The 13,864-nt window shown below is 59.0% G+C and carries 7 protein-coding genes; 4 read left to right on the plus strand and 3 right to left on the minus strand.

Annotated elements, in window-relative coordinates:
* The first annotated feature begins 158 nt into the window (after positions 1-158).
* From VGU25_17420 to VGU25_17435, 4 genes are all read left to right on the plus strand, one after another.
* On the plus strand, positions 159-1,472 hold the full coding sequence (locus tag VGU25_17420; GenBank protein HEV2578989.1) for a hypothetical protein: 1,314 nt from the start codon (positions 159-161) through the stop codon (positions 1,470-1,472).
* 236 nt (positions 1,473-1,708) lie between these two features.
* A complete protein-coding gene (locus tag VGU25_17425) occupies positions 1,709-5,083 on the plus strand; it encodes a TonB-dependent receptor (protein HEV2578990.1) in 3,375 nt (1,124 codons plus the stop codon).
* 78 nt (positions 5,084-5,161) lie between these two features.
* On the plus strand, positions 5,162-6,691 hold the full coding sequence (locus tag VGU25_17430; GenBank protein ID HEV2578991.1) for a hypothetical protein: 1,530 nt from the start codon (positions 5,162-5,164) through the stop codon (positions 6,689-6,691).
* Between the two features lie 4 nt (positions 6,692-6,695).
* Positions 6,696-7,775 (plus strand): glycoside hydrolase family 88 protein, encoded by a 1,080-nt coding sequence (locus VGU25_17435; GenBank protein HEV2578992.1) that lies wholly within the window; start codon positions 6,696-6,698, stop codon positions 7,773-7,775.
* Between the two features lie 327 nt (positions 7,776-8,102).
* Here VGU25_17435 and VGU25_17440 read toward each other — a convergent pair whose 3' ends face one another.
* Genes VGU25_17440 through VGU25_17450 form a run of 3 tightly spaced genes read right to left on the minus strand, consistent with a single transcriptional unit; the run spans position 8,103 to position 13,864 of the window.
* Positions 8,103-9,062, minus strand: a complete 960-nt coding sequence (locus VGU25_17440; protein ID HEV2578993.1) for a hypothetical protein — start codon at positions 9,060-9,062, stop codon at positions 8,103-8,105.
* Positions 9,059-9,676, minus strand: coding sequence for a 2OG-Fe(II) oxygenase (locus tag VGU25_17445; GenBank protein HEV2578994.1), 618 nt, complete (start codon positions 9,674-9,676; stop codon positions 9,059-9,061). The genes VGU25_17440 and VGU25_17445 overlap by 4 nt, the downstream gene beginning before the upstream one ends.
* Positions 9,677-9,691: 15 nt before the next feature.
* A complete protein-coding gene (locus VGU25_17450) occupies positions 9,692-13,864 on the minus strand; it encodes a hypothetical protein (GenBank protein HEV2578995.1) in 4,173 nt (1,390 codons plus the stop codon).

The following is a 13,864-nucleotide window of genomic DNA, read 5'->3' on the forward strand; positions in this document are numbered from 1 at the left end:
AGCTTGCCTATGCTGCAGCAGACACAACGGGAGTGGCTGTCCAGTCGGTGTCCCGTTAGAATGTATCTGAACCTGCGTTCAGCGACCTAGTTGTTTCACGGCTAATTCAACGTGATTCACCGTGAAAGACAGACCGCACAGGCAAGCTGGAGCCGGCATTGACCGTCACGACCAAGCCCGCTGCGCAAACGCCGTCTCTTGAGCAGCAGCGGCTTCTTTTGGACCGGGTCCTCTCCTCCAAAGTGTTCCGCAAGTCGCACCGGCTCGCCAGTTTCCTTCGTTTCATCTGCGAGGAGCAGCGGCAGGGGCGCGGCCATACGATCCACGAACAGCGCATCGGCACAGTTGTCTTTGGGCGTCCGGAGAGCTATCACATCGGAGAGGACAGCATTGTGCGGTCGCAGGCCCGTTTTCTTCGGCTTCGCCTCGAGGAATACTTCGCCTCCGAAGGAAAGGATGAGTCGATCGTTCTAACGGTGCCAAAGGGAAGCTACGTTCCAGAGTTTCACTTTCGGCAACCGCCGCTCCAACTCCCGCCTGCTGCCGTTATTTCTTCCACTGCGACCGCCGCTAACGAGCTCGTCCCGCTCGAAGGTGCGCGCGAGCCTATTGCTTCGCCGGTCGTGCTGGCTGCTGTCGCGATAGTTCTGCTCTGTGTCGCCCTGATCATCGGCTGGCGCGTGACCGCTGCGGACCGGACAGCGAGGATTACAAGACCGGAGCTGCGCTTCTGGGCCAGCATCTTCGACCCAAAACGATCGACGATCATCGTGCCAGCCGACAGCAGCCTCGTATTGATGGATGAACTGACTGGCAGGGAGATTCAACTCCAGGACTACATGACGCGACGCTATCGGAGCTTCGCGCCGCCCGCGGGAATGGAACACCTCTGGTCCGTACTCGTAGAAAGCCAATACACCAATGTGGCGGACCTGCGGATCGTCTCGGAGCTCGAGCGCCTGCCGCAGGTGGACGCAACGAAGACCCAGATCCGCTTCGCTCGCGATCTTAGTGTGAGCGAGATCAAGCAGAACAATGTAGTCCTCATTGGGAGTGCGCGAGCCAACCCGTGGGTGGACCTGTTCGACGGTTACGGCCACTTCCGCGTGGGATACGACGCGAACGCAAAGGTGAATGTAGTGGAAGATCACGATCCCGCTCCCGGAGAGAAAGCGCTGTATGTCGAGGAGGGCGACGCCAGCGAACATCTGGCCTATGGGGTCATTGCGTACCTGCCCAGCCTGGATGGCCAGAGCTCATCCCTGCTTGTCGGGGGCACCAGCAAGGCGGGTACAGAAGCCGCGGCGGAGTTCCTGCTCGGCCCCGAGTTCCCCAAGTTCCTCACAGCGCTCGCTGGCGGGGGAACAGCCCCGCATTTCGAGCTTCTGCTTTCGGCGCGCAACTTGAACGGGAACTCCTACCAGAGCACTGTCGTCTGTTATCACCGACTGACAAACGCCAGCAGCCGCTAGCTGCCCCACAGCCGTTCCAAAATGCTTCGGTTCAGCCAGGTGAGGTGTAGAGTGCTTCGCTTCACGGCAGATGACAACTTATTGAAATGATGGAAGTTCACGGCGCTTCACGGTGAAATGGAAGCTACACCGTGAAATACCTTGCCAGCCGCAGATCTGCCGCAGATACTCGCGCCACTCGATTCAGAGAATTTTCTTGAATGTGAAGTCTTGCGTCGCGATCTGGAGGCAGTGAGATGACGTTTTGTAAGTGGCTCGAGATGGACCGTTTGGTGAAGAAGGGCCGCCGGCGCCGCGTAGGTTTAACTCTGACGCTGGGGGTAATGCTTCTGGCCGGAACGCGCCTGTTTGCGCAGGGAATCACGGGCACCATCGCCGGTACGGTCACGGATCCAAGCGGTACGGCTGTCCCCGGGGCCACAGTCACGATCACCCAAACCAGCATCAATTCTGTGCACACGGTCACGACGTCGGATAATGGGAGCTTCACTGCCACGGAGCTTCCTCCGGGCGACTACACGGTAGAGGTGGAACAAAAGGGGTTTGAGCGCTTCCGTCAAACCGGCGTTCACCTCACGATTGACCAGACGGTCTCGCTCACGCCGGTACTCACCTTGGGTGCGCTGACGGAGACGGTCAATGTCTCAGGTGCAGCCCCCGTGATTCAGACGACTGACTCGTCGATCGGTTCGGTCATCGAGAGCCAGGCGATTCAGAACACACCTCTGAACGGCCGGCTGAGCCTCATGGGTCTGATTGCATTGGCCCCTGGTGTTCAGGGTGTGGGAGCGCAGGACCAGCTTGCGACCCGTGGTCTCACGTTCGCGGCAGGTACCGGTTCGCGCAACTCCTATGGCGGCCTGGCGTCCACGCTTGACGGCGTTAACAACGCCGAGGTCACGCTGCAGCGTGCCGAGCCGGAGATCCCTTCACTCGATGCAATTTCGCAGTTCAAGATGCTTACAACCGGCGCTCCAGCGGAGTTTGGTCAGCCTATGGCGCTCATCGTCGTCAGCGCGAGCGGCACAAATCAATTCCATGGCGAGTTGCTGGAGTACAACCGCTCTAAAGGGATGGGAGCGAAGTCTTACTTCAGCGGCGCGGTGTCACGGCCCCCCTATGAGCGTAACGAATACGGCGGAAACTTCAACGGACCAATCTGGATTCCGAAGCTCTACAAGGGCCGCGACCGTAGCTTCTTCTTCGTCGCCTACGAGGGCTTTCGCCTGACGCAGTCCTACACCGATAACACGCAGCAGCCGACCGCACTGATGCGTCAGGGTATCTTCACAGAATTCCCTACGCTGACGCTCATCGATCCCTTGACAGGGCTGCCGTTCACTACGCACAACACGATTCCATCGGGCCGCATCAATTCGGTCTCGCAGCAGCTTATGAATTTCCTCATGCCTTTGCCGACAGCTTCCGGAACTGGCGTCAACACGTTCGAACAAGTGTCGGAGACGTCCGTCTCCAACCGCTTCTCTGTTCGCCTGGATCACCGTCTGACGAATAACGACCAGATCCGCTTCACCTATCTGCGCGCTTTCTACGGCCCCAGCCCGACGAATGGCTCCGATAGCCTGCAGGGAGGGAACGCTCAGGACGGCGAGCACAACTCGAACTACATCCTCGGCTGGACTCACACGTTCAACGCCAGTCTGCTGGCCGACACCTACGCTTCGTTCTTCCATCTGCCTATTTACCGCACGCCGCAGAACCACGGGACGGACTTCGCTTCGATTATCCCTGGCCTTGGATCGGAGCTGATCGAAGGCGCGCCCCAGATTTCGATCACGAACATCCAGTCCATCGCGGAGCAGGGATCGAAGGATCTTGAGCAGGTCGCACAAATCGGAACCAACGTCACGAAGGTCACTGAGCACCACACAATCAAAGTCGGCTTCTCATACGTGTACGACAACCACTGGAACAACGCAGCCAGCACACCGCAACGTGGCCAGTACACCTTCAACGGGCGCTACTCCGGCAACGCGTTTGCGGACTTCCTGCTGGGTTATCCGGTATCGACCGTGAAGCCGACGCCGAACAACTTCATCACCCGCAACATCTCCTCGCAGTACGCGGCGTACGTGCAGGACGACTGGAAACCCTTCCATAATCTGACCGTCAACGCCGGGTTGCGTTACGACCTGCAGTGGTTCCGCGACAATCCTTACGGCTTGGATTCGCTATATGTTCCGTCTCTGAAGGAGGTCGTGGTCTTCGGCAATTCGTATCCGCCGGCCGCGATTCCACAGTTCCTCACGTCTATTCCGATCACGCTTTCGGGTACGGCAGGACTGCCCGGTAGCGTCTTCGCCTACCTGGGACAGGATAAGAACAACGTCTCGCCGCGCCTCGGCTTCGCGTATCAGCCGTTCCCAAACACAGTGCTCCGCGGAGCTTTCGGCATTTACTACAACCTGCTCCCCGCCTCGTACATAGGCACGGCGCCGTTCGCCAACCTCCCGTTTTCGGGTTCGCAGACCTACAACAACTCCACCAGCAATCCGCCCGCGTTCTCCATGTCGAATCCGTTCTCGGCGACCGGAACGTTCACGTCGAATCCGAACGTTCTGGCGCAAGCCCCGACCGTCACCCCGTATACCGAGGAATACAATCTTGCGCTCGAGCACCAGTTCGCCGGCAACTGGGACGTGCGCGTCGGGTATGTGGGGCAGCACAACCTGAAGCAGAACAACTATGGCGGCAGCGGCAACTACGCCCCGAACATCAATCTTCCGGCTCAACCAGTACCCATCAAGTCGGGCTCGGGCGTGACGGTCCAGAGTCTCAATCTCGTGCAGCCCTTCTCGACCATCAGCTTGAACATGGATCCGATCTTCCATAGCAACATGAACTCGCTGCAGATCGGTGCGCATCACCAGTACCACAATGGAGTGGCATTCGGAGCGGAGTACCAGTGGACGCGAGTGCTCGGAACTGAGAACTTGGAGAATCCTTCTGGATCTACGCCGAACGACTCCTACGGCCCGATCGCCGGCATCGCACCGCAGGTGCTCACGGTGAACTACTCCTACCTTCTGCCATTTGGTCACGGGAGGGCCTTCCTGGCGGGGAACAGCGGGCTATTGGACAAGGTCGTCAGTGGTTGGCAGGTTTCCGGCATCACGGTATTTCAGAACGGACAGCCGTTCTCCGTTAGCTACTCGGCGCCTGGCACGTTCACCGACGGCAGCGGCAACGTATGGACGAACCTCGCCAGCGGCCGCGCCAATCGTGTGACGGGTGTGTCGCTCTATCCATCGGCGAAGACGAAGAAGCAGTGGTTCAATCCGTCAGCCTTTACAGCGCCAACCAACGCGGCAGGCATTCCCGGCGGAGCATACGGCAACTCGGGCTATGACATGTTGCGCGGACCGCGCTACCAGGACTGGGACATCAATCTTGAAAAGAACATCGAGTGGCATGAGCATTACCGCATCCAGCTGCGTGCCGATGCCTTCAACGTCTTCAATCACCCAAATCTCGGAACGCCGAATGCGAACATCAGCAACACGTCGACGGTCGGCACGATCACATCTGTAAGCGGTACTCCAACCTACGAACAGCGCACCGTAGAGTTCGCGGGCAAGTTCAATTTCTAGCCCGGCGCTCGGACTTTGCCACAACGTGGCAATTCGCTTGGCAAAGTTAATGCTGCGTCCCGATCGATGGAGACCCTGATGATTCGGCAATTCCTTTGCCTCTCGTTTCTGGCAGGCGCAACCTCTCTGCTGCATGCGCAGAAACTTCCTCCTGCCCGACATATTTCTCCCACAAAGCTCGACAGCAACACCAGCGAATTGTTCCGGGAATCGATGTATTGGGACAACTACTTCTACGACAGGTCCGCGAAGCTGGTGCGCAGTCCATACGGCGGTATATACGCGCACAGTGCCGGGCATTACATGGTTCGCGAGTCGAGCTGGTACGCACTGGGCTTGCTGTTTCGAGATCAGCAGGGAGATCGCGAGCGTGCCGCCGAGATCCTCGATACCGTGCTGAAGGAGCAATACACTACGACCGGTGTGCGCTGGTACGGTACATACAAACGCACGCCTGAGGAGCCCGATCCCACCGGCAAGAGCATCATCTGGCGCGGCTACGATCCCAACTGGCGTCATTTCGTCGGCACCACGTTCGCGATCATTCTCATCGAGTTCCCGGATCGTGTCTCGCCCGGTCTGCGCGATCGCATGTACAAGGCGATTGACCTCGCGATCGAGGGCGAGATGCAGGAAGGGCGGCTCTTGCCGTCGTACACCAACATCGCGCTGATGTATGGGTTCCTGTGGGACTTCGCCGCGGTGCATGACCATAACGCCACTTGGTTGAAGCAATCCGCCGCGTGGAACGACGAGGTGTACAGGCTTTATAAGCAGTACGACGCCTTCTATGAGTACAACTCGCCGACCTACTGCGGCGTGGACATTTACGGCTTGGCGCTGTTCCGTGACTATGGCTCGTCTGCGCACATGCGCCAGATCGGCAGGGAAATGGAGGCTGGGCTCTGGCGCGATTTGATGAGGTATTACAACCCGCGACTGCGCAATCTGAGCGGACCCTACGACCGTTCCTACGGCATGGATATGGAGAGCTACGTCAGCGTGGTTGGCCTGTGGATGCGCACCGTGCTGGACGCGGCGCATGCACCGTTCCCTCAACTCTCCGCAACTACGGACCATCTGCCGGACCTTTGGTTCGCGCCGCACGCGGCCATCCTTGGCACGAGCATCCCCGCCGACGTGCTCGCGAAGATGAATAAATTCCAGAGCGAGCACATGGTGCGTCAGCAGATCGATGCTAAGCGCATTGCTACAGCTTGGATCGGCAAGGATGTCATCTTCGGCGGCGAGTTCACGCAGAAGACGAAGGACGCTGGGACGACAACACAGTTTCGTCCGGCCACCATCCAGTGGCGTACGCCCTCAGGGACGATTGGATGGGTGCAGCTTGTGCAGTGCCCGCCTGTCGATGCGACCGCGGATGAGCACGGTCTCACGATCGACACCTCCGGAACGGTCCGCTTCCGCATTCATGCCATCGGCATCGATAAGACGAAGGTAAGCGGGATGTCGTGGGATATTCCCGGACTGCACGTGGCGGCCGAGAGCGATGCGAAGGGGTTTATGCTGGACGCCGGCAAAGACTCGGTAGATCTGATTTACAACGGTATGAACCACATGCACCTCTCCATCGAAAGGGTAAGGTAGTCGGATGAAGATCGCGCAGTGTGTTGTTCTCACGCTCTTTCTTGCAGCCTGCTCTCTTGCCGCGCAGACACCGCAGTCCTACTTCACAAACTGGCCTGCGGGGCTCTCGCCGCAGGAAGTAGGAAAGCGCGTTGCCGAGCACTTCGTGACCAGCCCTCATCAGGAGCCGGCAAAGATTCACTACTCTGAGGCGGGGACCTGGTATGGCGCGCTCACGTTCGCCTCGCTGACGCATGACGAAGCACTGCAGCAAAGGCTCATCCATCGCTTCGATCCGCTACTGCCCGGCGGGACCGAAGTTTCCTTGATCCCGCCCCGCCGGCACGTGGATGATGAGATCTTCGGCATCATCCCTATGGAGATCGGCATCGAGACGCACGATGCGAAATACACCGCCATGGGACTTCAGTTCGCCGATCGCCAGTGGGAGAATCCGCAACCTGACGGGCTTTCAGCCGAAACGCGCTACTGGATCGACGATATGTACATGCTCACCATCCTGCAGCTCGAGGCCTATCGGGCCACGCACGATCGCAAGTACCTGGACCGCGATGCGAAGGAGATGGCGGCGTATCTGGACAAGCTGCAGCAGCCGAATGGACTCTTCTATCACGCGCCCGATGTCCCATTCTTCTGGGGTCGTGGTGACGGATGGGTCGCCGCGGGGATGGCCGAAATGTTACGCGATCTTCCTGCCGACCACCCGCAACGTGCACGCATCCTCGAGGGCTACCGCAAGATGATGGCGGGCCTTCTGAAGTACCAGGGCAAGGACGGCATGTGGCGGCAGCTCATCGATCACGACGAAGCGTGGCCCGAGACCTCCGGCTCAGCAATGTTCACTTTCGCAATGATCACGGGCGTGAAGAACGGGTGGCTGGATGCCGCAACGTATGGCCCCGCTGCGCGGCACGCGTGGATAGCCGTTGCGGGTTACATCGACCAGAACGACAACATCACGAGCGTGTGTGAAGGCACGGGGAAGCTCAACAGCCTGGACTACTATCTCGCACGCAAGCGTCGCACGGGAGATTTCCATGGCCAGGCGCCGATTCTGTGGGTAGCGTCAGCCCTGCTCCGCTGAGCGCACGACACTATCCATATGTCTCTCCGCAGCCATTAATGGGCTCATCATGCTGATATACGTAATAGCCAGTGCGAGTCACGAGAAGCCTGTTCGTAGAGACTCAACGGCAGTGGACGAAATAGGTCTAGTGAACCAGTCTGCTGAGATGCACGCCAAGATAGTAAGGCCAGATGATGAGGGCTAGCACAGTCTGCCAGAAGCCGAGATGAACGAAGCCGGCGGTGAAAAGCCATCCCGCAAACCACACTCCCCCGGTTGTGGTGTGATGACGGATCCGGACCCGATGACCTTGGTGGCTCTCTTGGGAAGCGTCTCGCAGGCTCATCAGTTCAAGCTACCTTCGTAGGCGCTGTCCACGTAATGCAGAAGCAGCGAGGTCGATGTCTGGCCGCGCGGCAGGGGCTCACGCCAGTGCGCGACCGAGCATCCGCGGTAGAGCAATGCGTCTCCTAATGCCTGGTAGATTTTGGCGGTGCCTTCCGAGGTTTCCAACTGGATGGGCCACGGAGACTCTCCATCAGGCTCGGGCGTGACGTCAATGCAGGTAGTGATGCTGTAGTCGCACTGCTCGCGATCACGGTGTTTTTCTAGATCCGCACCGCCCAGGTAAGAAACGAAGTAGGCGTATGACGGCTTGAGAGCCACGTGGGCGATGTCACTGAGCGCGTATGTCATCTGCCGGTGGATGAAACGAGCCACGTCTTCGTTATGGGAGGCAAATCGACGGCGAACCTGCTCGTCGCCCACGGAGTAAAGGCCGCGGCGGGTGCGATTGCGATAGTAGCGGCGGAGCGCACCGACATGAAAGGGATGGATGAGATCCTCCACGATGACGTAGCCGTGCTCGAATGTGGGGGCATAGTAGGAGACATGCTGCTGCCATTGCTGACGACGTCGAGCAGCGTGGTTAGGGCCGACGAGGATGTTCGCCTGCGTGAGCACCCAGCGAATGTGAAAAGGCAGATCTTCATTCAACGGCTGGCCCGGCGTCATCCGCGACAAGTACTCGAAGTATTCCTCCCCGACCCAGAAAGGCCAGACGGCCAGTGTCGCCGGATCTTCTACCCAGACCATGCGCTCGCTCGGAAAGAAGCTGTCGGTGGAACCTGCGCGTTCGGCACGGTCGGCCGGCAGCGATCCGATCCATGAGAACCAACTGGATGGGTTGACGAGCGTAGTTCCGAACAGTTCAGGCTGGCGCAGCAGATGCGGCGGAGCCAGGTAGTAAGGCTGCTCGTCGAGTAGGCAGTGGTAGAGATCTGAGGGCAGACCATGCGGTGTCATCGATGCAACCATCCATTCACGGTGAAGCGACTATCGGCAAAGTCGCGCGACGGGCACTCGACCGGCAGGACCTCGTGGAGACAGTCGCTGGGAAAGAAGACGATCTGGTTCTGCGAGGGATGGATGAGCTGATATGCGCCGGCGGTGACATTGGCCGCCTGATCGAGCTCTCCATCGTAAAGCTGCAGCTCGCCGCCATGGAAGGACTTGGGTTCTTGATAGAAGTAGTAAACGAAGGTGAGCACACGGGTGCGCACATTGTCGGAGTCGTCGTCTTTGTGCTGGCGAAAGAACTGGCCATCGTTCGTGGCGGTCAACTGGATCTCGAAGCGCGAGACCGGGAAGATCGGCATGTGCAGCCGAGCGAGAACGTGGGGAAGGTACGTCATGATGCGATCGGCGAACATGTCGTCGGCTGGGCCAAGATCGTAAAGCACCTGAGAACGGCGGTAGCTTTGATCATTGCGGTCATTGCCGCCTGCGTCGAGAACGCCCGAGTGGGTGAAGCGATCGCGATGGTGCAATGTGAATCGCAGCAACGAGGCCCACTCCTGGGCAACGAGGAACTCGTCGAGAACAACCAGAGGACTGCGCTGCTGCCAGCTTTCACTCATCAGTTCCTCCATGCGTCAGTCGTAACCAAGGATAGCGGCGTAGATCAGACGTTGGGCCAAAGCCGGCGGGTCAGTAATCTTGCCGGAGGCCGCATCGGCGGGCAAAGTTTCGTACTCCCGAATAACAATGCGGTATTGGTTTGGAGCAGGATTTTTGGCGAAGACAATGCTTCCGGACCAGAGCACAGCATTGGCTTCGCTTGGCAGGCCCGTATCTTCCGTGACAGTGACGTCGGTTGTGGGAGCGGGGATCCAGTCGAGATCGCTGGCAATGTTGAGCGCGCGAGTTTCGACGCTTATCTGCAAAGACGTGTCGACAGGCCCGTTCGGCGCAAGTCCACCGACAAACAGGCGGGCCGTCTTCGGATTGGCGGGGTTGATGCTGAGCACGGCGGAGCGATCAGGAGCGATTTGGGCGAAATCAGCAAGCGCTACGGGCGAGAGTTCGACACCAGCGATTGAGTGTGTCTGATAGCGGGCGACCGCAAGGCGCACAAAGGGACCGTAGTTGAACAGGCCACTGATTTCGATATCGCAGTACCAGAGGCTGCGGGTGGAGTCGTAAGCGACCTCATGGCCGGCGACATCGAACACAAGCGACGATTCCGGGATGGTGAGCCCAATGGCGGTGGCTACTGCATTGGGGAAGTTGCCGATCGCGGGAACCGGCTGGATCGTCAGTTCGCCGTTGTCCCATATGGGATCCGCACCCCACTGGGTGAAAAGAGACTTGTTGGTCTCACGGGTCAGATAGTCGGGAGCGGGCGACTGGCTGGACCAGAGCATGACGCCGAGAAGCTCGTCCTGCCCAGAGGAGTACCAACCACGATTTAGATAAACCCGTAGACCGTTGGAGTGACGGATCGCGCTCTTGACGTTGGTGGTCTCCTGCAGTTCCCAGCCGAAAGTGGGAACGACATAAGCGATGTCGGGAATTGTGGGACGTGCAGAGCTGGGGACATCAACGATGAGAGTGGGGCCCGTACGGGTGAAGTCCAAGCCGGCGGGAAAATACTCCTCGAAGCGGGAAGTACCTATCGGTGTGTATTCGATCCATCGATGGCGGGTGTCGTCGAAGCGATGGATCGGCGCGGCCGGGTCGGTAGTAGAGGGGTTGTCGACGCCGCCAAGCGTATCCTGCGGACCAGAGAACCAAAGCACATCAACCTGTGGGATGTAGACGCCGACCATGCGCGGGATGAACTGAGGTGGCGCCGGCTGAGTGGCGGATTCGGAGTAAACCGCTCCAGCGGTGAGGTTGGAGAGGTCAATGGTCTCGACCAGCTGAGAGGCGACGGCCTGCGTGGGAGCGGGCAGTGCGGGGTTGTCAGTCACCTCGAGCCAACGGCCGTGGATGTCTATTTTGGAGGTGCTGGCACCGTTGATCTGCATGCCGCCGAGGAGAACCGCTTCATGAAGGCCGACAGACCTCCATGCGGTGATCGGAGTGAAAGCATTGCGCAGAGCCGATGCGAGGATCGGACTCGCTTCATCGTGCACAACGGGCAGTTGAATGAAGGTGGGTTCACCGAGTGGCTGCTGCACGGCATGGACAAGGGTAAGCGAAAGAGACGGCGTGATCATTGGATAGCCGCCCTCGAGCACGAGCCGAGTAAGCTCGGCAATGTCGTCGCTGGCCGTCGAGAAACTATCGTCCGCGCCGGTTGTTAACGCGTTGAGTTCGATGGCTTCGAAGAATTCGCGGAGCCAGCCCCATACGCCCATGAGCTCCAAATCATCTGGAGTGAGATAACAGCTGAGCGGAACGCTGATGAGGCCGGCTTTCTGCAGGTAGACCGTGAGCACGCGTGAGCCGAAGTCCCATGCGGGCTGCCCGTTGCCCTCGGCGAGAACGATCCGGAACGAGGAAGCATTCGGCCATGGCTTTGTTCCGAAATCGACATAGGTCACCGATCCAGGGCGCACATCGACGTCGGGGAGAGTTGCGTACTTGAGCCCGCTTTTGCCGGTGTGACCGCTGGTGTCGGAAGGCGTATTCGGCAGATTCCGGAATGCAGCGCCGGAGGCAAAGGGATCGGGGAAGTAGCCGACGGTGAGAGTATCGCCGGGCACGAGCGGAATCTTGTTCTTCGTCGGAAGCTCGAAGGCATCGCGTTGCGTAATGAATTGGTACATCGCTGCGTTGCCGACAGGCTTACCTTGGCTATCAAGCAGGCCGTGCTCTTCAACCATCCGCTCGGCGACACGTGGAGGCGCAACGTGACGTTCATCGGTCTCGGATGTGATTTGAGTGTCGAGAGCGAGACTGCTGTTGTACGAGCGAATGACCAGGCGCGCCAGCGAACTACCTGCAGAGGTGGGTTGTCGCAGTGCCAGCAACGGGGACACCACGGGCTCGAAGCGCATGTACTTCATCTGTACACCGTTGGCCGGAGCCGCGAAGAGATTCGACGCCGAAGTCGTCACGGGCACGCTGTTGCCTGCGAGATCGACGGAGCGTGCGCGCAAACGGTATTGGGCGCCGAAGCGCAGCTCGGGTAGCGAGCCCGGAGAGACTGCAAAGGTACTGACCATCTTGAATGGTGTAACCGGAGCATCGAGTGTCGGGTCCGAATCGAGAGCCTTCGCGGGATCGGCGCTGCGATTCAGTGGCTTGACGGGCCGTGACACGCTCAGACTCCACCCGTTCCAACGCGCAACGCGCTCGTGGATGTAGACATTCTGCGCAGGCTGGGGGAGATCGTTCTTGATCGAGTACTGATCCGGCTTACGGGTCGGATCGTCTGCGGCCTGAGCCGCGGATAACTGCGTGAATCCCTCTTCGTCTACGTTCAGGACAATCTGGGATTGGGAGCCGAACTTGTATGTCGCCGTACGGCTGTGTAATGAGTGCCAGCGTTTCGTGCGCGACGACCAGATATCAATGCGGTAGCCGCGAACTAGATCCTGTGCGTTGTAAGGGGTCGGGTTGTTCGAGGAGAGCGAGTCGTTGAAGGATTGATTGTTGAGGATGGATTGCAGAAGACGCAGGCCATTTCCATCGGCCATGAGTGAAATGCCGGCGGAGCGGAGAGAGGGAAGAGTCTCATCCATGGCCTGGAGGTTGTCGTTGACCAGCAGATTCGCGACGTTGTCAGCCAAGCCCATAGCCTTCATCAGCGCGCCGTCGAGATCGACCTGCGAGAGGAAAAAGTTCTGCGCGGACATGGCGAGAAAACCCTTGAAGACATCACCCGCCGGATAGTTCCCCGCTGTCTGCGCGGCTGGTACCGCAGCGGGAGCGGCGCAGAAGGACGAAGAATCGCGCCAGTAAGAGGTCGGAGTAAGGCTGAAGGACGGGGTGATCTGCCAGTTGAAACCGGGGACGACCTTGGAGACCGCGACGGATGCATAAGCTCCACCGGACGGCGAGGGAGGACAAAGCGAAGACGGAATTTCGAGATCAAACACTAGACCGAGCGCGCGCAGGATAGATGGGTACGAGCTGACAGCGGTCAGCGCGCTATGGAAATCAAGAGTCTTGTTGAATCCATTGGGCGGCGATGGCAGGGGTGGACGGTGGTGCGCCTTGGGAATGCTGTGAAAGAGCGCAAAGCGCGTGATCATATCCTGCGTGGAGGCCTCGTTCGGAGTCACGAGCGTAGTCGCGACGCCATCGGGGTTGCTCGTAGGACCTGAGAACGTGGTGTCCACAGCGGGCACCGTTCCGGTTTCGACTAATGCCTGCTGCAACTGCCACATCGTCTTCCGCTGCTCGGCCATGTTCGTGCCGAGGGTTGATTTTGCGCCGTTACGGAAGGCGAGCGGGTTGAAAACCCGGAACGGGCCTTCGCGCCCATCCTGCCTGCTGGATTGAAGGCTGAAGGATTGGTAAGCATACTTGAGATAACCGAGTGCCTGACGGGTGGGATAGGACACGAAGACGCCATCGGAGTAAGTCGGGAACTGATAAGGCTCGACGAAGGTGTCAGGAGTGAAGATGGTCTGCCAGATGTCCGGACGAAGCACGGCTTTATCAGCGGAGACAGTCGCCTTGTTTGCACCGCAGGAGATCTGGAACTTGAGCCCGTGGGACTTAATCGACTGCGGCCACGTGAGCATGTCAGGGAAAGCGGCCAGTGTAGCTCCGTCATCAAGGCGCGGCGTGAGGTAGACGGACAGCTTGAGATTGCCATTCTTGGCTTGACCGTTGGGGAGCGCCACGAAGATGAATGTCTGGCTGGCCAT

The organism is Acidobacteriaceae bacterium (assembly GCA_035944135.1).
GTDB lineage: Bacteria > Acidobacteriota > Terriglobia > Terriglobales > Acidobacteriaceae > Granulicella.